This is a genomic window from Flavobacterium flavipallidum, assembly GCF_038289905.1.
GTDB classification, from domain to species: Bacteria; Bacteroidota; Bacteroidia; order Flavobacteriales; family Flavobacteriaceae; genus Flavobacterium; species Flavobacterium flavipallidum.
Genome location: NZ_JBBYHU010000026.1, coordinates 24,436 through 44,698, shown reverse-complemented (window position 1 = coordinate 44,698; position 20,263 = coordinate 24,436). Strand labels below are relative to the sequence as shown.

General features: G+C 35.6%; 17 protein-coding genes. 1 reads left to right on the top strand and 16 read right to left on the bottom strand.

The genetic code is table 11. The features are described 5' to 3' along the window. Positions 1 to 49: 49 nt before the first annotated feature. Together purB and AAEO59_RS12155 are read right to left on the bottom strand one after the other, a co-directional pair. A complete protein-coding gene (gene purB, locus AAEO59_RS12160; protein ID WP_341701015.1) occupies positions 50 to 1,396 on the bottom strand; it encodes an adenylosuccinate lyase in 1,347 nt (448 codons plus the stop codon). 157 nt (positions 1,397 to 1,553) lie between these two features. Continuing rightward, on the bottom strand, positions 1,554 to 2,249 hold the full coding sequence (locus AAEO59_RS12155; protein ID WP_341701014.1) for an SIR2 family NAD-dependent protein deacylase: 696 nt from the start codon (positions 2,247 to 2,249) through the stop codon (positions 1,554 to 1,556). A 192-nt stretch (positions 2,250 to 2,441) separates the two neighbouring features. On the opposite strand from AAEO59_RS12155, the gene AAEO59_RS12150 reads away from it, so the two are divergent. Further along, positions 2,442 to 3,107 carry a TrmH family RNA methyltransferase gene (locus AAEO59_RS12150; RefSeq protein ID WP_341701013.1) on the top strand — a complete coding sequence of 222 codons (666 nt, stop codon included), beginning with the start codon at positions 2,442 to 2,444 and terminating at the stop codon, positions 3,105 to 3,107. Between the two features lie 212 nt (positions 3,108 to 3,319). Here AAEO59_RS12150 and AAEO59_RS12145 read toward each other — a convergent pair whose 3' ends face one another. The 14 genes from AAEO59_RS12145 to AAEO59_RS12080 form a co-directional block, all read right to left on the bottom strand. After that, positions 3,320 to 4,921 (bottom strand): PepSY-associated TM helix domain-containing protein, encoded by a 1,602-nt coding sequence (locus tag AAEO59_RS12145; RefSeq protein ID WP_341701012.1) that lies wholly within the window; start codon positions 4,919 to 4,921, stop codon positions 3,320 to 3,322. A gap of 85 nt (positions 4,922 to 5,006) precedes the next feature. After that, complete coding sequence (locus AAEO59_RS12140; protein WP_341701011.1) at positions 5,007 to 7,175, bottom strand: TonB-dependent receptor; 2,169 nt, start codon at positions 7,173 to 7,175, stop codon at positions 5,007 to 5,009. Between the two features lie 91 nt (positions 7,176 to 7,266). Continuing rightward, the gene (locus AAEO59_RS12135) at positions 7,267 to 7,647 is read right to left on the bottom strand and encodes a hypothetical protein (RefSeq protein ID WP_341701010.1); all 381 of its coding nucleotides are present in this window, start codon (positions 7,645 to 7,647) and stop codon (positions 7,267 to 7,269) included. A gap of 458 nt (positions 7,648 to 8,105) precedes the next feature. Further along, positions 8,106 to 8,861: a hypothetical protein gene (locus AAEO59_RS12130; RefSeq protein WP_341701009.1), complete on the bottom strand. Its 756-nt coding sequence runs from the start codon at positions 8,859 to 8,861 to the stop codon at positions 8,106 to 8,108. A 363-nt stretch (positions 8,862 to 9,224) separates the two neighbouring features. Then, a complete protein-coding gene (gene secA, locus AAEO59_RS12125) occupies positions 9,225 to 12,572 on the bottom strand; it encodes a preprotein translocase subunit SecA (RefSeq protein WP_341701008.1) in 3,348 nt (1,115 codons plus the stop codon). 80 nt (positions 12,573 to 12,652) lie between these two features. Further along, positions 12,653 to 12,874: a DUF2795 domain-containing protein gene (locus AAEO59_RS12120; protein ID WP_007138072.1), complete on the bottom strand. Its 222-nt coding sequence runs from the start codon at positions 12,872 to 12,874 to the stop codon at positions 12,653 to 12,655. 159 nt (positions 12,875 to 13,033) lie between these two features. Further along, the gene (locus AAEO59_RS12115) at positions 13,034 to 13,603 is read right to left on the bottom strand and encodes a cob(I)yrinic acid a,c-diamide adenosyltransferase (RefSeq protein ID WP_341701007.1); all 570 of its coding nucleotides are present in this window, start codon (positions 13,601 to 13,603) and stop codon (positions 13,034 to 13,036) included. A 103-nt stretch (positions 13,604 to 13,706) separates the two neighbouring features. Next, positions 13,707 to 14,393, bottom strand: a complete 687-nt coding sequence (locus AAEO59_RS12110) for an ABC transporter ATP-binding protein (protein ID WP_341701006.1) — start codon at positions 14,391 to 14,393, stop codon at positions 13,707 to 13,709. Between the two features lie 122 nt (positions 14,394 to 14,515). After that, on the bottom strand, positions 14,516 to 15,319 hold the full coding sequence (locus AAEO59_RS12105) for an O-methyltransferase (RefSeq protein WP_341701005.1): 804 nt from the start codon (positions 15,317 to 15,319) through the stop codon (positions 14,516 to 14,518). A 138-nt stretch (positions 15,320 to 15,457) separates the two neighbouring features. Then, entirely contained in the window at positions 15,458 to 16,129 is a 672-nt protein-coding gene (locus AAEO59_RS12100) for a 3-keto-disaccharide hydrolase (protein WP_341701004.1), read from the bottom strand. A 35-nt stretch (positions 16,130 to 16,164) separates the two neighbouring features. Beyond that, entirely contained in the window at positions 16,165 to 16,500 is a 336-nt protein-coding gene (locus AAEO59_RS12095) for a cupin domain-containing protein (protein WP_341701003.1), read from the bottom strand. Between the two features lie 192 nt (positions 16,501 to 16,692). Further along, the gene (locus tag AAEO59_RS12090) at positions 16,693 to 18,090 is read right to left on the bottom strand and encodes a Gfo/Idh/MocA family protein (RefSeq protein WP_341701002.1); all 1,398 of its coding nucleotides are present in this window, start codon (positions 18,088 to 18,090) and stop codon (positions 16,693 to 16,695) included. A 187-nt stretch (positions 18,091 to 18,277) separates the two neighbouring features. Continuing rightward, entirely contained in the window at positions 18,278 to 19,567 is a 1,290-nt protein-coding gene (locus tag AAEO59_RS12085; protein WP_341701001.1) for a bile acid:sodium symporter family protein, read from the bottom strand. A gap of 8 nt (positions 19,568 to 19,575) precedes the next feature. Next, a complete protein-coding gene (locus AAEO59_RS12080; RefSeq protein ID WP_341701000.1) occupies positions 19,576 to 20,241 on the bottom strand; it encodes an aspartate/glutamate racemase family protein in 666 nt (221 codons plus the stop codon). Between the last annotated feature and the right edge of the window lie 22 nt (positions 20,242 to 20,263).

Here is a 20,263-nt window from a genome sequence, read left to right as displayed (position 1 = left end):
CTGATAGTTATCGGGACGGGACTTTTAAAAAGTAATAACTTGTTTCGTATTATATTCCGATGAAATTAGCTGGTGTAATTTGTAATAATTCCGCTTTGATAGCATCTGAAACTTCTAAAGTTCCAATGAATTCATGGATTGATTTTTTAGTAATCGCTTCATTTGTTCTTGTTAAACCTTTTAAAGCTTCGTAAGGATTAGGGTAAGCCTCACGACGCAAAATGGTTTGAATAGCTTCAGCAACCACAGCCCAGTTATTTTCTAAATCTTCGTGGAATTTAGCTTCGTTTAATAATAATTTATTTAATCCTTTTAAAGTAGCTTCAAATGCAATGATGGTGTGTCCCATTGGAACTCCAATATTTCTTAAAACGGTACTGTCAGTAAGGTCACGTTGCAATCTTGAAATAGGTAATTTAGCAGAAAGGTGTTCGAAAATAGCGTTAGCAATCCCTAAGTTTCCTTCTGAATTTTCAAAATCAATAGGATTTACTTTATGTGGCATTGCTGATGAACCAATTTCACCTGCTTTGATTTTTTGTTTGAAATATTCCATTGAAACATACGTCCAAATGTCTCTGTCCAAGTCGATGATGATGTTGTTGATTCTTTTTAAAGTATCAAAGAATGCAGCAAAGTGATCGTAGTGTTCAATTTGAGTAGTTGGGAACGAATGGTGCAATCCTAAATTTTCTTCAACAAATTTAGTCCCGAATTGTTTCCAGTCAATTTGTGGGTAAGCCACGTTGTGTGCATTGTAGTTTCCAGTTGCTCCACCAAATTTAGCAGCAAATGGCACATTAAATAACAAACGCATTTGCTCTTCTATACGTTCTACAAAAACAGCAATTTCTTTGCCTAAACGGGTAGGAGAGGCCGGTTGTCCGTGAGTACGGGCAAGCATTGGAACGTCCTTCCATTCTGTAGCCAATTCTTTTAATTTTGAAATAACATTAATTAAAGATGGCATATATACTTGCTCAAAAGCTTCTTTGGTAGAAAGTGGGATGGCAGTGTTATTGATATCCTGAGAAGTCAATCCAAAGTGGATGAATTCTTTGTATTCTGACAAACCTAATTTTTCAAAAGCATCTTTGATAAAATATTCAACGGCTTTTACGTCGTGATTAGTAACTTTTTCAGTTTCTTTAATCCAAAGCGCATCTTCAGTTGAAAAGTTTTTATAGATGTTACGTAAACTTTCAAATAAATTTGGGTTTACGCCTTTTAATTGTGGCAAAGGCACTTCGCACAAAGCAATAAAATATTCAATTTCTACTAATACGCGGTATTTGATTAAAGCTTCTTCAGAGAAAAAAGGCGCTAAAGAAAGGGTTTTATTTCTATATCTTCCGTCAATTGGAGAAATTGCATTCAATTCGTTTAAAGTCGTCATTGTCTTTTTATGCTAATAAAAGTTGATATTGAATCCGAAAGCACTTAGGAAATCGGGCTTATTTTTTTGAAAGGCACAAATATAATGAGAAGTTAGAAGTTAGCCGTTAGAAGTTAGAAGTTTTTTACTGTTTTGTTGTTTTTTTTCTTCTTCTTTATTATTGGAATTGCGCTAATAATTGGTTTTTTAAAAGAGGAACTCCTTCAGAGGCTAACATTGGAAATGTTTCCAAAGGATTTCTTAAATCAGGTATCGAAATTGGGTTCGGATCAATATAAAAAACAGGAGTTGCAGGCGGTACAAAAGCTAAAAGTCCCGCTGCAGGATAGACCTGTAATGAGGTTCCAATAACTGCAAAATAATCGGCAGTTTCAGTAATGTTGAGTGCTTCGTCAAATAATGGTACAGACTCTCCAAACCAAACAATATGCGGGCGCAATTGATGTTTGAATGTATCGACATCGCCTAAATTTAAATCACCTTCCCATTCTAGTACATACTTTGGGTTTTTTGTGCTTCTTACTTTTAGCAGTTCACCATGCAAGTGTAAAACCTTTTTACTCCCGGCACGTTCGTGTAAATCATCTACATTTTGGGTAATGATATGTACGTCAAAATGAATTTGAAGTTGGGCTAATTCCTTATGTCCAATATTAGGTTTGACTTCTTTCAATTGGCGTCTTCTTTGATTATAAAATTCCAAAACCAATTCCGGATTTTTTTGCCAGCCTTCCGGCGATGCTACTTCCATGACATCATGTCCTTCCCAGAGGCCGTTACTGTCTCGGAAAGTTTTTAAACCGCTTTCAGCACTGATTCCAGCTCCGGTTAAAACGACTAACTTTTTTTTCATTGGGTTCTTGATAATAAATTTAATGCTAAATATAGCTTTTTTAAATTGAAGTAGTAGTAGGCTATTCATAAAAATAAGCTATGAGTCTGGAATAGTTAATCTGCGAATCTGCGGTAATTTTCGCCTAGATTATAGCGCTTAAGAGGATTTTTTTTCTTTTTACTATTTTTGTGAGCAAAATTAAAAAGCATCATGATTGATTTAGATTACCTCGCTTATTTAGAAACTATTTTGACTGATAACCGCAAAGAACGTTTTTTAGAAGTATTAGAAAACCGAACCAAACATTTTACAGTTGCTGTCGAAGATGTGTATCAGTTGCATAATACTTCGGCCGTAATGCGCAGTTGTGAGGTTTTTGGTATTCAGGAATTGAATGTAATCGAACAGCGATTTGGTAAACGAATCGATAAACAAATCGCTATGGGTGCTCAAAAATGGGTCGATATTATTCGACATGATTCGGTTATGGGCTGTGTCAATTCGTTGAAAGAGCAGGGCTACCAAATTATAGCTACCACACCACACGAACAGGATTGTACCTTAGAAAAATTTGATATTAGGAAACCAGCTGCTTTGTTTTTTGGAACAGAAAAAGAAGGACTTTCAGAAGAAGTAATGCAAAATGCTGATGGATTTCTTAAAATTCCGATGGTAGGTTTTACCGAAAGTTTGAATATTTCGGTTTCGGCAGCGATTATCATTCAGGATTTGACTAATCGATTAAGACGCTCAGATTTGGATTGGAAATTAAACGAAGACGAAATTTTGCAAAAACGATTGGATTGGGCTCGTAATTCTATCCGAAATATTAAAAGTGTAGAAACCCGATATTACGAGGAGAATCCTAGAGAATAGGTTTGTTTAACCGCAAAGTGCGCAAAGTTTTACGCAAAGTTCGCAAAGAAAAATTTGTGAAAATTTGTGTAATCTGTGGTGAAATTAATTAACCGAAAAGAGAGCAAAAGATTTCAGTTTTTAAATAAAAACGTAAAGTTCGCTAAGCTTTGTGTCCTCTGCGTATATAAACATTAGACAAATTAACTTAGCGAACTTTGCGGTTAAATAGATTACTTCCTTATAAAAAGAATCAATCCCAATACACTTACGATTAAGATACAGAGTGCAGCCAGCACCATGGTTAGGTCGCGAATGTTTTTTCCTGCCCAGTCCATAAACAAAAATTTGTGAAAAATTGCAAAGGAATATCCTTCGGTGATATCTGAACTTTTTACTTTGGCTGCTAGTCTTGAAGTAGCAGTTTCGATAAAATAAGTAGTTTTTTCAGGTGTATCATAAGCCAGTTTCACAACCGGTAAACGTTTATTAACGAAGCCATATTCTCTACTTTCAAAATTAGTAATCAGTTTTGATTCTAATAATTTTGCGTTTTCTAAGAAAGTTTCAGTTTCATCCGTGATTTCAGGATTCATCATTTCACAACAAGGCGCTTTTGGAGCTCCATCAGTAAAATAATAAGCGAGAAATTCGGCGTATTGGAAATCCAAATTAGGAACTATTTTATTTGTCGTGGCATTAATATAAATTACTTCTGTTTTAGGACTGTCTTTTTTATTCCATTTCGAATTGGAAACCGATTTTGGTTTTTTGAATTTTCCCTTGGCAGTATCCTCGAGTTCGCAACGGTAATAAATACTGTCATTGAAGCTTATTAATTGTTGGTTTTGAAAATGTTTCCAATCCAGATTTAATTGGTTGTTGGCCAATGTAATATCGCTGGTTTTTAGAGTAGGTTCGTAAACCATTTGGTCCAAAGTATATGGATCCCATTTGGTCGTAGCGTGATAAGCGCCACTAAAGGCAAAAGTTAAGGTGAATAAAGAAACCCAAATTCCAATTTGGCGATGGTATTTTCTGATTCCTTTTTTAGGAGCTAAACTATCTGCTTTTTTAAATTGTTTCCACAAAAAGCCATAAATGACAATGCCGCTAATGGCCGAAAAACCTATGATTGATAACAACAAAATCATATTAATAATTCGAATGCTGTTGTTGCTGATAGCATCCATAAACGACCAGTTGTGAAACGTGTCAAAAAACCAAATGAAAAATTGTCTGGAGCCCGGATTAAATGTTGCTAATTTACTTGAAGCCGTTTCCACATAAACTTCCATGCCGTCAGGACGGTCAAAACTTAGTTTATGAACCGGTAAATAACGATTGACATATTTGTACTGATGGTCAAATTCAGTGATGAGTTCACTTTTTTCTACCGGACTTTTTTGGTCATCGAGGAAATAGCGGGAAAGCCATTCGGCATAAATGGCATCTCCGTTTTGAAGTTCTTTTCCATTGGAAGTATCAAAATAATGTAAATCACCAATTATATTTTTAACCTGATAAAAAGTGGTATTGTTAAAAGATACAATTCGGAAGTTTTTGAACTGTCGAATGTCGTTTTTGTTTAAAACCTCCTGTATAGATAGCGGTAATTGTTGTGGTTGTACAGTTTGAATTTCCAACTTTTCATAGGCAATTTCGGGTTTAAAAAAATGCGCCATAAAAGGATGCATTAATCCTGAAAGTGTCCAAAAAATAACAGGTATTATAGTGATGATACCAATAGTTCTGTGCCATTGGTACATGTGTTGTTTGATTTTCTTGACGAATTTCGAATCCTTCTTTTTAGAAGATTTTGTTTTAGAAGTCATTGTTTTCTTTTTTTTAGCCACAGATTTAGAAGATTTTAAGGATTTTGTAATCAGTGTTAATCCTTTTAATCTGTGGCTTATTTTGTTATCGTAATGAAAAATTATATTGTATTCCCATTAAAAATGTTCTTGGGGCAGCAGCTAAATAAGCAGGCTGTGAGGTGCTCAAATTGGCTCTTGATACATTGTAAGCATATAATTTATCGGTGAGGTTCATTACATTTCCGTAAATTTCGATGTTATGGATTTTGTATCCTATGCGCGCATTAAAAATATCATAACCAGCATATTTTACAGTATTAATCTGGTTTTGGTAATAACCGCCTACATGTTGCCATTCTATAGAAGTTCTGAAATTTGGTAACCAATTTGGGTAGTAGTACACTTCGGAATTAGCTGACCATCTGGGAGCATTAGGCATTTCTTTTCCGTTTAGGTTTTGCAAAGCATCCGTCGATTTGTCCGAAACTTCAAAAGCAATGTAGCTGTGTTGCGCATAAGTTCCCCCTAATCTGAAATTGATTTGCTGTGAGGGTTTGTAGTTTAGCCCAAACTCAATTCCTTTGTGACGCGTTTCTCCTGCCGAACGGTAGTCAGTATCATTGTTTTCTAGTTTTACACTTAATAATTCATTTTTACCATCCATATAATATAAGGCATAGTCAAAATTCAATTTATTTTTGAACAATGTAATCCATCCTCCAATTTCATAATTTTCAAAAGTTGCCGGTTTTAGGTTGTAATAAAACTCAGCCGGAACTCCTGTCGTTCCACCAGTTCGGGGTTTGGCTCGAAAAATCGAAGTAATCCCCGGAGGTGCAAATCCCTGTGAATAATTGCCATAAAATCCAGCGTTGTCAAACGGATTGTAATTGGCTCCGGCTTTAAAAGTAAAGCGATCGTAAAGTTTTTCTCCGGTTGATTGGTCTAAAGTATTATTGTAATCAATTTTCATGTTGTCATAACGGCCACCTAATGTAATGATTACTTTTTCAATAGGGTTAAAGCTCAATTGAGCATATCCGGCTGTATTATAAATGTCAGCGGCATAATCGGCTATTTTTACATCAGGTCGTTCGGCAATTACTTCGTAACTGTTTACGGTCAACCCATCCGGATTTAAGTTGGCTTTTAAATCTGTTCGGTATGCCCAATAGGTTACCGGTGAAAAATCATAAAGGGCTCCCGCAACCAATTTTGTATTTAAGAAAGCAAATTTTTGAGTGTGTTGTCCAATGATTCCGTAGCTTTTGAAATTATTCGAATTAATTTCGCCTGTAGCTGTTGTAGGATTATTGATGGCGCTCCAGCGAATTCCATAAGAAGGATTTTGTCCCAATTTATTATCTCTGTGATAAGTGGTTAAATACGAACTTGCATTTTCGTTCCAGTCGTGTTCTAATGTTAATCGGGTACGCAAAGCGTCTGATTTTCTATAGGTAAAATCAGAAGTACTTTTGTAATCGCGATTGTAAAAATCATTCTCATTAACTCCGCCACTCATATCCGAATAGTATTTTCCCCACATCGTATTGCTGATTAATCGGGTAGTAGGACTGATATTGTAATCAATTCGAATATTCAGATTGTCTTTGTTATAATCCGAAAATGTCATCCAGCTGTTTTCCTGTAAACTGGAAATTCCTGCAATGTGAAAACCAATTTTTCCAATGGTAGCTCCACCGGCAGCCTGTAGTCTTTTGTATCCCCACTGATCGGCCTGAATTCCAAATTTAAATTCGGGATTGATAGAAGGTTTAAGCGAAATGAAATTAATAGTTCCACCCACTGCTTCAGGACCATAAAGTGACGAAACCGGACCTTTTACCACTTCGATACTTTGTAAATTGAATTGATTAATTTCTAATAAGGCGTTGTGGTTGAAAATCCCCATTGGACGAATAGGTAATCCGTCTTCTAGATACAAATAATAAGCATTGGTAGTCATAGGCTGGCGAATGGCCATGGAATGTTGTTCATTGCCTAGGTTTACCATCAAAACTCCGGGAGTCTTGTTGATAATTTCATAAGCAGCGACTGCTTTGGTTTCATTAATACTTTGCGCGGTTAATTTGCTTATCGCTACAGGAGTTTCTCTGCGTTTTGTGGCAGTACGGTTAGCGGTAATAAAAACTTCGGCTAGTTGGTGGGTATCAGTAGAATCGGTTTTAGTTTGATTTGGCGTTGTTTTCGTTTGGTTTTGGGCAACGGCAAATTGGCTTGTTACGATCAAAGCCAGAAATAATTTCTTCATTTTGAAAGTTATAAATTTAAAAAAATAGATTCTTTTCCTGAATAAGGTTCAGGAAAAGTGGTTTTCTTAAACGGAAAACAGTTTTTGAAATTTATACCAAAAAGGAAGGTGGTCTGAAAGAGGAAAGCGAAACCGAAATGGTTTTCTTTTCTAAAGAATAGAAATTAGGTCTTGGTGAAAAGTTACGTTCTGTAACCTCCCAATCTTTAGCAATAAATGTATTTTGAATGTAAACTAAATCGACTTTACTGTCCAGATTGTTTTGCATTCTTTTTTCGTTGTCCTCGTATTTTTTAAGGCTTTTTTGCAGTTCGCAACGACCGTTACAAGTGTTGTCAACTAATTTACGTTGCACGCAAATGGTTTTAGCAATTTCGTCCTGTTGTAATTTGAATGAGGTATACACAAAAAAGCTACCCAAAGAAGGTAGTAGTAAAAGAATTGAAAGTACTATGCTGAATAATGACTTCAAAAAAAGTGCTTTTTTGTTTTCGAGTGCAAAAGTAGGGATAAATATTTTTTTAGGGTGTTTTTTTAACAGAAAAATCAGCTTATTTAAACAATTTTGAGCAAGGAATTTAGTGATATTATCCGCAAACTTGTCATGCTGACTATTGAAGCATCGCATCAAAGTAACTTAATAAAGATGATCGTGTTAAAAAACCGAGTTACAAACGCTACAATTTTTCAATTAATTTAAGCAGGCACTCGTCACAAACGAGCACCCAATGTCATTAAGTTAAGCGTATTTTTTGTCATTTCGACCAGAGGGAGAAATCACATTAAGTGAACAGCTTGTGTGATTCCTCATTCTTCGGAATGACAAAACAGGGATTATCTTTCTTAACTTAATGACATTGGACAAGCACCAGAGGGAGGAGGCTTAAGGTTTATATCCGCGCGGTTGGGTTGCAAAAAAACGCTATTAGGTTAGTTGTATTTTTGATATAAATTTGCACCAACTTTATCTCCCAATTTCATTAGATTATTGTAAATAACTTTGCCAATCTCATTTAGGTTTTTGTTTCCAAAATCTAAAGCAATAGTCAGAGGTAAATGAGCATCAGACCTATAACTTCGAGCTATAGCTAAATTGCCTTTTTTTTCATAGTCATCTGCAGTTTGTAACCAATTTTTAGCTATTCTAAAAAAATGTTCTGAAATAATATCTTTTTCAGTATTGGTTGGGTCTAATTCGATTGCTTTACGGCAATGTTTTCTGATATTAAACATATCACCTTTATCAAAAGCTTCGAAGGCTAAATTGCGATAATCTATAGCTGTTCTTTTATTTTCAATCTCATTTTTTTCTACTGTTGCTTTGCTCTTAGCTGATATTTTATCGAATATTATTAGTCCCTTATAATTATTGCAATTATTCTTTATGTATTCATATATAATTAATCTATTATTTTCTTTCTTCCACAATTCATCTTTTGTTATTTTACTCATGCAGTCAAATATGTTTTCCAATATTTCTATTTGTTCTGAATGATGTTCAATTTCTGCAACCTTTTTATCTTTTGCTGTTGCAATTATTTTTTCAAGTTTATTTTTTTTCATTGTTACTTCGTCTAGACAAAAGCAAAGATTCTTGGCGGCATCAATTGTAAGGTCTTCTTGGGCTGTAGATTTTGTGTGTATAATACAAACAATTGCTATTGAAATTAAATCCTTTATTTTCATTTTTAAATTAAGTATTTATAATGTTATATGTGTTTGTCAATTTGAAAAAAATACTTTTTGATAAAAACAAATATATTTAAATAGTCTTAAAAATTTTATTTTAAAAAAGGGAGTTTGTACCCTAGCCCCGATAGAGCCGATATCCTCGTAGCGTAGCGAAGAGATAAAGGCGAAAGCGGGAGGGATGTTTATTGAAAACCCAAAATGTACTGCTCCTAAAAAAAAGATTCTGAAATGAGTTCAGAGATTCTGAAATGAATTCAGAATAAAAAAAAATCCCCAACTACTTTCGTAATCGGGGATTCTCTTTATTTATGCGGTCTGCTTTCTGCTACTGCTCCCGATAGCTATCGGGACTGAATACTATTCGTTAACAATAACCCATTCACCAGTTGCTAATAAGGCTTCTGCTTTTTTGTATTTCATAGACTCGGTTTTTCCGGTAGCTATTTGCAGTAAGGAAACCGTGTCGTTGCGGTTGATTTTTGGCATCTCTCTTACGATAGTTTCCGTTACCTGACGTTGTTGCGTTTCTCCGGCTTCGCGGTTCATGCTTTCACTGTTAGGGATTTCGTCTTTAGTCAATTGTAATTTTTCTTTTGGACGAACCACTTCTCTGGCTTCTTCAATTTCCGGAGCCGATTGTTGCGGTAAATCACCTTTGAACAAGAAGGAGATTACTTCTTTGTTGATTCCGTTCAACATATTGTTGAATAAGTTGAAAGCTTCAAATTTATAGATAAGCAATGGGTCTTTTTGCTCGTGAACGGCTAACTGAACTGATTGTTTCAATTCGTCCATTTTACGTAAGTGTTTTTTCCATGCTTCATCCACAATGGCTAAAGTGATGTTTTTTTCGAAGTCAGCAACTAATTGTCTTCCTTCGGTTTCGTAAGCTTTCTTTAAATCGGTTACAACGCTTAGGGTTTTTACACCATCGGTAAAAGGAACTACAATGCGCTCAAACTGATTGCTTGGATCTTCGAAAATGTTTTTTACGATTGGGAAGGCTTCTCTGGCGCTACGCTCGCATTTTTCGTTGTAGTATTTTAAGGCTTCTTTGTATACTTTTCCAGTTAATTCTAATTCGTTTGCTCTTGCAAATTCAGCTTCTGTTACAGGAGAAGTGATCGAGAAATAACGGATTAAATCAAATTCGAATGTTTTGAAATCGTTAGCCGCTTTAGTGTTTTGTACAAATAATTCACAGCTGTCATACAACATATTAGCGATATCCAGTTTCAAACGCTCGCCAAACAAAGCGTGACGACGACGTTTGTAAACCACCTCACGTTGTGCGTTCATTACGTCATCATATTCTAACAAACGTTTACGAACACCAAAGTTGTTTTCTTCTACTTTTTTCTGGGCACGCTCGATCGATTTTGTCATCATCGAATGTTGGATCACTTCACCTTCTTCAAGTCCCATACGGTCCATTACTTTAGCTACTCTTTCAGAACCAAACAAACGCATTAAGTTGTCTTCCAAAGAAACATAGAATTGAGAACTTCCCGGATCTCCCTGACGACCGGCACGACCACGCAACTGACGGTCAACACGACGCGAATCGTGACGTTCAGTACCAATGATAGCTAAACCTCCTGCGGCTTTAACCTCGGCTGATAATTTAATATCGGTACCACGACCAGCCATGTTAGTAGCGATAGTCACTACTCCTGGTTTTCCTGCTTCTTCTACAATTTGGGCCTCTTGTTTGTGCATTTTAGCATTCAATACGTTGTGAGTTACACCACGCATTTTCAACATACGGCTTAATAATTCAGAGATTTCAACTGAAGTTGTACCAATCAATACCGGACGACCTGCTTTAGATAATTCGGTTACGTCTTCGATAACAGCGTTGAATTTTTCACGTGTTGTTTTGTAGATAAAATCTTCTTTGTCTTTTCTGGCAATCGGACGGTTTGTTGGGATTTCAACAACGTCTAATTTGTAGATTTCCCATAGCTCACCCGCTTCAGTAACAGCAGTACCGGTCATTCCGCCCAGTTTGTTGTACATTCTGAAGTAGTTTTGCAAAGTTACTGTTGCAAATGTTTGAGTAGCCGCTTCGATTTTTACGTTTTCTTTAGCCTCAATCGCCTGGTGTAATCCGTCAGAATAACGACGACCATCCATGATACGACCTGTTTGCTCGTCTACAATCAGGATTTTGTTATCCATGATTACATATTCAACGTCTTTTTCAAATAGGGTATAAGCTTTTAAGAGTTGCGTTAAGGTATGAATACGCTCGCTTTTTACGCTGAAATCCTGAAATAATCTTTCTTTGGCTTCAGCCTCAGCATCTTTTTCTAATTTTTGTTTTTCGATATTGGCAATTTCAGTTCCAATATCCGGTAAAACGAAGAAATCAGCATCAGTGTCTCCTGAAAGGAATTTGATTCCGTTATCAGTCAATTCTACCTGATTGTTTTTTTCTTCGATAACAAAATACAAAGCTTCGTCAACCTTAGGCATTTCGCGGTTGTTGTCCTGCATGTATTGGTTTTCTGTTTTTTGAAGTAATTGTTTGATTCCTTCTTCACTTAAAAACTTAATCAATGCTTTGTTTTTAGGCAAACTTCTGTAAGCTCTCAACAACATGAAACCACCGTCTTTGGTATTTCCTTCTTTGATTAATCGTTTGGCTTCGGTTAAGAATCCTGTAGCTAATTGACGTTGTAAACCAACCAATGTTTCGATTTTTGGTTTCAATTCCATAAACTCATGACGGTCTCCTTGTGGTACCGGACCAGAGATAATCAAAGGAGTACGGGCATCATCAATTAATACCGAATCCACCTCATCGACAATGGCATAATTGTGTTTTCTTTGAACCAAATCCGATGGCGAATGCGCCATATTGTCTCTTAGGTAGTCAAAACCAAATTCGTTATTAGTACCATAAGTAATATCAGCATCGTATGCTTTTTTTCTACCTTCTGAATTCGGTTGGTGATTGTCGATACAGTCAACTGTTAAGCCGTGGAATTCAAATAAAGGTGCTTTCCAAGTACTATCACGTTTTGCCAAATAGTCATTCACGGTTACTAAGTGAACTCCGTTTCCGGTTAAGGCATTCAAATACAATGGAAGAGTAGCTACTAATGTTTTTCCTTCTCCAGTTTGCATTTCGGCAATTTTACCTTGATGCAACACCATACCACCAATTAACTGTACGTCATAGTGAATCATGTCCCAGGTAATGTCTTTACCGGCAGCATTCCATTTGTTCAACCAAATGGCATTGTCGCCATCAATTTTTACATAGCTTTTAGTAGCCGAAAATTCACGGTCTTTTGGAGTAGCAGTAACTGTTATTTCAGCGTTCTCTTTGAAACGTCTTGCTGTTTCTTTTACCACAGCAAAGGCTTCCGGAAGAATATCCATTAAAGTCTTTTCAGAAATTGTATAAGCTTCTTTTTCAAGATTGTCAATTTCGGTATAAAGATCTTCTTTTTTGTCAATGTCTTCGATACCTTCTACTTCAGCCTGTAAATTGGCAATTTTAGCATCGGCAGCAGCGCGGGCTTGTTTAATGGCGTCTTTAAAGTAGATTGTTCTTCCTCTAAGTTCGTCATTAGACAAAGCAGTAAGACTAGTTTCGAAAGTCTTTATTTTATTGATATAAGGTTGTAAAGCTTTAACATCTTTTTCGGATTTATCTCCTACAAAGGCTTTAATAATGCTGTTTATAAAACTCATAATAGTTTTGTATTTCTAATTAATTCTATCTCTATGTTGAACAAAAAAAAAGTCTCTTTTGAGACTTTTTCTTAGTTTTTTTAGTATTCATCCTCGTTCCAAAGGTAATCTTCGTCTGTTGGATAATCTGGCCAAATTTCTTCCATTGACTCGTATATTTCGCCTTCATCTTCAATAGACTGTAGGTTTTCTACTACCTCTAATGGAGCTCCTGCACGTATAGCGTAATCAATAAGTTCGTCTTTGTTAGCAGGCCACGGTGCATCACTAAGATAGGATGCTAATTCTAATGTCCAATACATCTTTTGTCGATTTAGTTTTGTGCAAAAATAAATTTTTTACTGAAAAAGACAAGTAAAAAACCATTTATTTTAAATAAATTTAAGAACGTGTTTTTCAGTAATCAGAATTCGGTGTTCAGTATTCAGTTTTCCTGTAAACTGATCACTGCAAACTGCATACTATTTCCTTGGAATCCATTTTACTTCCTCGGCGTTTAAATCGAGGGACAACTTTCGTGCCAACACAAAAAGATAGTCAGAAAGTCGGTTTAAATAGCTAATAACTATTTCGGCTACAGCTTCATTATGACTCAAATGTACTGTTAATCGTTCGGCACGACGGCAAATACAACGGGCAATATGACAATGTGACACAGTAGTATGTCCGCCTGGCAAAACAAAATGTGTCATTTGAGGAAGTTGTGTTTCCATAGCATCGATTTCATTTTCTAATAATTCGATGTCGCTGGTTATAATTCCTAAATTTTGCAATCGGGATTTGCCGTTTTTTAAAACGGTCTTGTCTTCCGGAGTTGCTAAAATAGCACCAACAGTAAAAAGACGATCCTGAATTTCGATTAGGATTTCTTTATAATGCGAATCGATTTCCTGATCCCGAATGAGTCCGATATAAGAATTCAATTCGTCCACCGTTCCGTAGCTCTCAATGCGGATGTGATCTTTTGGGACTCTGGTTCCGCCAAAAAGAGCTGTGGTTCCTTTATCTCCGGTTTTAGTATATATTTTCATTTTAAAAATTTTAGATTTTAGAGTTCTGATTTTAGATTAAATGTTGTAATCTAAAAATTAAGATTTAGAAAATAATCTAAAATCTAAATTCAGAAATCTAAAATTATTTTGTAGTGTCACTTTCAATCATTCCATCTCTTAAACGAATGACTCTGTGTGCATAAGCGGCAATTTCTTCTTCGTGAGTAACTAAAATAACCGTATTTCCGTTCGCATGAATTTCATTAAAAAGATTCATGATTTCAATAGAGGTTTTACTGTCTAAGTTCCCCGTAGGTTCGTCGGCAAGAATAATCGAAGGTTTGTTAACCAAGGCTCTGGCAACAGCCACACGCTGGCGTTGTCCTCCTGAAAGTTGGTTGGGCTGGTGATCCATTCGGTCGGCTAAATTTACTTGTTTTAGTACTTCAATAGCTCGTTTATTGCGTTCCGGTTTGGAATATCCGGCATAAATCATTGGCAAAGCCACATTGTCAAGCGCTGTAGTTCGTGGTAACAAATTGAAAGTTTGGAATACAAAACCAATTTCTTTGTTGCGAATTTCAGCCAGTTCGTCATCTTCCATTTGACTTACATCTTTACCGTTTAAGATATAGGTGCCTGAAGTTGGGGTGTCTAAACAACCCAAAAGATTCATCAGAGTCGATTTTCCCGAACCGGAGGGTCCCATTAAAGCAACATATTCCCCTTTGTTGATTTCTAAATTGATGCCTTTTAAAACATAAACAATTTCATTTCCCAGTTCAAAATCCCGTTTGATATTCGTTATTTTAATTAATGGTTTGCTCATAGTGCTAAAGTTTCGATTTAGAATTTATTTTCCAAAACCAAAGCTAAACAATCCTTGACAAATTTGTAGGTATTATTGTGAAAATCTTATGATTTAAAGCTGGAAAAAACTAATGAATAAATTTAGACTCTAATTATAAAATGTTCTTTAGGTTGTTCTCGACGAAAGAAAACTAATCCCCATTGAAAAGTATCGATTGTGACGCTTACTTTTGGGTGTTTTTTGATTGTTTCCCAAGCTGATTCCATTCCGGCTGACCAATGGATATCGTCAAAAATCCAAACGGAATCATTAGTTATTGTGGGTAATAAAAGTTCGAAATAGTCTAAAGTAGCTTGTTTGGAATGATTGCCGTCAAAATAAATTAGGTTGTAGATTTCAGATTTTAGATTGCAGCTTTGAAAGTACTCATTAAATACAGTTGTGACCCATTCTACATTATTGAAATTGTCCCTCGACTCCGCTCGGGATGACAGTTTTGCCAGTTGATTTTTTGCAATTGCCATAGTATTTGGGCAACCTTCTAAAGTGGTAATTCGAGCATCAGGATTTCCTAAGGCTAGGGCAGAAGTGGCTAATCCTAGTGAAGTTCCCAATTCTAAAATGGTTGACGGTTGGAAATAATTAGCAATTCGAAATAATAATTGGGCTCTTTTTCTTGAAATACCTGCGGTTTCGGCAATTTGGGCAACGACTCTTTTATTTGATTTAAAAACTCTGGAACCGGCACCAAAATCACTGACTTCAATCGTGTTTTTATTTTCTAAAAGTGCCTTGCGGTATTGCTGTAAAATAGCGTATTCGGGTTTTGGTTTTTTATCATAAAAACATTTGGTAATCAAATTGAATACAAAAGGGGAGTGAACCGCATGTTCGTTTTTGGAATACCAAAGGAATTTTAAGTAAGCTTTAATTTGGAAAAACATAGGTTTTAGAGCGTTTTACTTTTGGCATAAAAAAAAGCCATAGATTTAAAAGATTCACATAGATTAATCCGTGCTAATCTTTTAAATCTGTGGCAAAAATAAAAGAATTTAAATTAGAGACTTTTGGTCTAAAGTGAATTATTTATTTTTTTTAATGCACACTTTTCTAAAATCAATTGGAAAACCTTCATATTGCAATAAAACTCTGCCTTCGGTAACCGAAGATTCGGAGCCTTGATTTACTAATACGCCATTTAGTTTTTGAGTGATTACACCATCCTTAGAAGTAATGATTAGTTTATTCCATTCTCCAATAGTTTTTTCGGCATCTGCAAAACGTTTGCTAACCACACTTTTTCCAGCTGTTGTTTTAGTACCGTTGATGTTTAAAGTTACTTCCTGAAGCAATACGAAATCCCCGGTAGCACCTTCTTTTATTTGAAACTGAATGCCCTTTGGCCATAAAACATCGGGAGTTTCAGACGGAACAAGGTACATTACACCACTATTTTTGCTGTTGTTTTTTTTAACAAAATTAGCGTCGGTATTCCATCGGTATTCTACTGTAAGTTCAAAATTGCGAAAAGACTGTTCTGACATTAAGTAGCCCGCTTTTGGTCCGTACATACGAATCATTTTGTTTGCTACCGAAAAAAGATCGGCGGCATTGTTGTGTTTTCCGGCTTCTTGGCCAAAAGCATACCAACCTTTAAGATCTTTTTGGTTAAAAAGAGCAATGCGTTTTTGGGCGTGATTATTTTGAGTAAACAGAAATAGAACAACAAGTAATAGACGATAAATAGTATTCATAAGGTTAATTCTTGATTGGTAAAAAAACTTTGGTTCTAAATAAATTCCTCACGCAAAGGAGTGAAACTATCTACCAGTTTTACATATTCGGTAAGGGTTTGAATACTGTGATTCAAATTAGATTCAATTTTATAAATATCACCTTCGTTTAAAAGATATTCTCGATCCTCCACAAATAATTTCAACGAACCCGAAGCTACATAGGTGATTTGTTCATGAACATGTTTGTGTGGCGGATCTGGAGTTTCCATTGGACCATTTCGAAATTCAAAAATAGTCATCATTAAGTGGTCCAGATGAACTACTTTTCGCATTAATGAAGAATCTGATTTTAAAGCTTCAAATCCTTCGCTGCTTTTTGTTACTTCCATAATAAATTAATTTTGCTGTCTCAAAGTACTTAAATTAATTTTTTAAATCCCAGTCCACCATTTAAAAAAATAAGGAATTAAAGTTTGGGAATATTTAATTTTCCAGAGGGTAAAAAAAAATCAGTCTTTGTAGTATTGAAAAAACAATTACTAAAAGACTGATAGTTGCGTATTTTTTTAATAGTGGAGTATTTAGCTTTCTCTGTTTGGCATTGGTTTTAAATCGGTTAAGTCGGTAATTTTAACAACTTTGCCGGTTTCGATACTATTTCGAGCAGCAATACCAATTAGTACAGACATAGCGCCATCTCTACTTCCTGCTGAGCGGTCGTATGGGTCAGGGGTACCGGCTGTTTTGAAAATTTTATCATGCAAACGTTGGTCGCCACCACCATGACCGCCTTTTTCTGTAGGGATAGTTACTTTGTCAAAATCCTTCCAAAGTTTATGCACAATGATGGTTTCATAGTCGGCTTCTTCAATAGCCGATTGGTCCATTTCTTTATCGTGCATTGCAGCCTGATTTACTTTTTTGATTTTATCATAGGGAATATCTAAGGAGGCTTCAATTCGACCCTCTGTTCCGTTGAAAGCTAATCTCCAGCCTTCAAAAGGAGAATAGGTTGTAAGCGAGTAGTTTACGATAGTATTATTGGCATACTTTATTTGAGCCGACATTTTATCATAGATATCTATTTCTTCTCTAAAAAGACAATTGTCTCTTAAGTAACCGTCGTACTTTTCGTTAGCTACATACAAATCCATCATGTGTTGGTTTTTGGTGATGTCAAAGTAATACTTGCATTTAGATTTAAATTCGCAGTCTCTGCAATTAGGACCTCTAAAAGGACCGTTTTTACCATAATGTTCTAAATCACCTAAGGCAAATACTTCTACGGGATCAGAATCTAACCACCAGTTTATAAGATCAAAATGGTGTGTGGATTTGTGAACCCATAATGAACCTCCATTTTCTTTTTGACCGTGCCATCTTCTAAAATAATCTGCACCATGATAGGTGTTTAGGTACCAATGGAAATCAACCGAAGTAATTTTACCAATAGTGTTATTGGCCAAAAGTTCTTTGATTTTAGTACTATAAGGACTCCATCTGTAATTAAAACCAACAATTAGTTTTTTACCAGATTTTTTTTCTGCATCAAGAATGTCTTTGCATTTATTTTCGTCAGTAGTAAGCGGTTTCTCGGTTAGTACGTCATAACCCGCATTCAATCCTTTAATGATAAATTCATGATGAGTCGCGTCTTTGGTAGTGACAATGATTAAATCAGGCTTAGTTTTGGTTAACATTTCATCATAATTCAAAAATGTTGGGCAGTTAGTTCCTATATGTTTTTTTGCATAAGCCAATCTTCCCGGATTGATATCACAAAGGCCTACAAATTCAAGAATATCCGAATATTCCTGAACTAATCTCTTGCCCCAAAAACCAATCCCTCTTATTCCTGTACCTACAAGAACAATTCGGAGTTTTTTGGTGGTGTCAAAATCAAAAGAACTAAGTGGAAATGCTGTATAAGCTGCAAGCATGCTTATAGATGTTAAAAATTTTCTTCGTGTAACTTCCATAAATTTTGGTTTTTAAATTAAGGTTGATCAATAGGTTTAATAGGTGGTTTTTTGTAAAGGATTTTAAATATAAACAATTTATTATTATGGTTTTAAGCAGATTTAATTTTCTTTTAGGAATAAAAAAAATCATCTGATAGCATTGAATGATACCAGATGATTTTTTATACGGTAGAAATGAAAAATTTTAGATGTTTTGCAAACTTGTTTCTGTTTTTTCCTCGACCTCTGCTTTTTTTCGCCAATAATTGGCTAATAAAGAACCGGAAACATTCATCCACGGGCTAAATACCGCTGAAGCTAAACCAACAGTAGCCAGTTTTCCCATAGCTCCTGCTAATCCTGATGCCATTCCTCCGTTTTGTAAGCCTACTTCGAAGGCAATGGTACGACTGCTATTTTTGTCCAAACCACAGATGCGACTTAGGTAATAACCAAAGAAATAACCCGCTCCATTGTGAAGAATAGCTACTATGAAAAGTAAAAATCCTATTTGCAATAAATTGTCTCTACCAGCTGCGGTAGTTACCAATGTAAAGTAGATAATTCCCGACATTGAAAAATACGGCATCAAACTGTCAATTTTAGGATAAGCTTTATAAGCTAAGTGGTAAAGTTTTCCAACTATAAAAGCTCCGGCTATAAAACAACTAATTTCAATCACATGAGCCACAGTGCTATCGGTTTCATAATTAAAACTGTCATTGAAAAAGTGCAATGTGGCTAACCAAATGATAGATAGAATAGTCAAAATATCGATTCTTTTCCGAGCTGTAGGACCATAGTTTTTAAGGATATCATGTATCATGGCTGCTGCCAATGGAACCAAAACAATCTTTATAATTTCCATCATCATATTGAAAAAATGTACTTCGACCATGGTGCCAGCGAAAATTTTCATCAGGAAAGGAGTCATAACTGGTGCTGCTAATGTAGAAATAGCGGTTACCGTTACTGACAAAACCAGATTTCCTTTGGCAATGTAAGCCATCACATTGGATGCTAAACCACTACTACAAGAACCTATTAAAATGATTCCTGCAGCTATTTCAGGTTCAAAATCAAATGTTTTTGCCAAAATAAAACCAGTAATTGGCATAATAGTAAAATGGCCTAGTAATCCAATTAAAACGCCTTTCCCTGATTTTCGAATTCCTGTAAAATCTTCAATGCTCATTTGGGTTCCCATACCAAACATGACCAATTGGATTATAATCAAAATGAGCCATTTATTTCGTAAATCGATGTTGCCAATATGTAAAAAACTTTGTGGGTAAATTAATGCGGCACAAACGGCAGTAACAATCCATAAGGTATATTGGTAACCACTTAATTGTTTGTTATGACCAATACCAATGGAAAGGCTGGCTGAGGAAATAATAAGTCCTACTTTCCAAATTACATCAATTTGAGAAAGCCAGGCTATTCCTGAAATAACTAATAAAACAGGAGCAGCCAATAGAAAAAATTTACGCATAGTATTCTTTATTGGAAGTAAACTTCAGCTAATTTTTTCATGGCAATTGCCGGACTGGCAAGGATTGGTACAACTTTTTCAGTATCTGATAAACCGTCAACAACACGTGCCATTGAAGCCTGTGCCAAAACGATTACACCTACTTCCTGCATTAATTCTTTTAAAGCTTTGGCAACCATTTCATCATGTTTGGCAGCATCACCGCTCATCAAAGCTTCAAAGGCACCTTCGCATAATTTAGATGTAATGTTTACTTCTTTTCCTGCTGCTAACGCTCTTCGTCTAACCAAATCACTTGTAGGTTCTAATGTTGTAGGTAGGGTAGCAATTACGCCAATTTTATTGCTAATTTGTACGGCTTCGTCCGCCATTGCCTGGTCTACTCGTATTACAGGAACAGAGCTCAAAGTAGCTGCTGTTTCAATTGCAACTCCTATTGAGGAACAGGTTACTAAAATGACATCGGCTCCGGCTTCTTCGGCTGCTTTTACGTGATTAACAACTCTTGCAGCCGTATTGGGCATTAATTTTCCTTTTTTAATTACATCTTTGATAAGGCTGTCGTCAACTATATTGAAAGTTTCCACACCATTTAAATGTTCTGATGTCAATTGTTGGAAAAGAGGTACTAAAGTTGCTGAGGTGTGGACGAATCCTAATGTTTTTGGTTTCATTTATGTCTAAATTTAATTTTTT

Bases quoted from the DNA above. Each gene is read 5' to 3' on its own strand.
- AAEO59_RS12140 (WP_341701011.1), bottom strand. From the start codon at position 7,175: ATGAAGAAATTATTTCTGGCTTTGATCGTAACAAGCCAATTTGCCGTT.
- AAEO59_RS12115 (WP_341701007.1), bottom strand. From the start codon at position 13,603: ATGAAAATATATACTAAAACCGGAGATAAAGGAACCACAGCTCTTTTT.
- AAEO59_RS12095 (WP_341701003.1), bottom strand. From the start codon at position 16,500: ATGGAAGTAACAAAAAGCAGCGAAGGATTTGAAGCTTTAAAATCAGAT.
- purB (WP_341701015.1), bottom strand. From the start codon at position 1,396: ATGACGACTTTAAACGAATTGAATGCAATTTCTCCAATTGACGGAAGA.
- AAEO59_RS12120 (WP_007138072.1), bottom strand. From the start codon at position 12,874: ATGTATTGGACATTAGAATTAGCATCCTATCTTAGTGATGCACCGTGG.
- AAEO59_RS12110 (WP_341701006.1), bottom strand. From the start codon at position 14,393: ATGAGCAAACCATTAATTAAAATAACGAATATCAAACGGGATTTTGAA.
- AAEO59_RS12130 (WP_341701009.1), bottom strand. From the start codon at position 8,861: ATGAAAATAAAGGATTTAATTTCAATAGCAATTGTTTGTATTATACAC.
- AAEO59_RS12090 (WP_341701002.1), bottom strand. From the start codon at position 18,090: ATGGAAGTTACACGAAGAAAATTTTTAACATCTATAAGCATGCTTGCA.
- AAEO59_RS12085 (WP_341701001.1), bottom strand. From the start codon at position 19,567: ATGCGTAAATTTTTTCTATTGGCTGCTCCTGTTTTATTAGTTATTTCA.
- AAEO59_RS12105 (WP_341701005.1), bottom strand. From the start codon at position 15,319: ATGTTTTTCCAAATTAAAGCTTACTTAAAATTCCTTTGGTATTCCAAA.
- AAEO59_RS12100 (WP_341701004.1), bottom strand. From the start codon at position 16,129: ATGAATACTATTTATCGTCTATTACTTGTTGTTCTATTTCTGTTTACT.
- AAEO59_RS12150 (WP_341701013.1), top strand. From the start codon at position 2,442: ATGATTGATTTAGATTACCTCGCTTATTTAGAAACTATTTTGACTGAT.
- AAEO59_RS12080 (WP_341701000.1), bottom strand. From the start codon at position 20,241: ATGAAACCAAAAACATTAGGATTCGTCCACACCTCAGCAACTTTAGTA.
- AAEO59_RS12145 (WP_341701012.1), bottom strand. From the start codon at position 4,921: ATGACTTCTAAAACAAAATCTTCTAAAAAGAAGGATTCGAAATTCGTC.
- secA (WP_341701008.1), bottom strand. From the start codon at position 12,572: ATGAGTTTTATAAACAGCATTATTAAAGCCTTTGTAGGAGATAAATCC.
- AAEO59_RS12155 (WP_341701014.1), bottom strand. From the start codon at position 2,249: ATGAAAAAAAAGTTAGTCGTTTTAACCGGAGCTGGAATCAGTGCTGAA.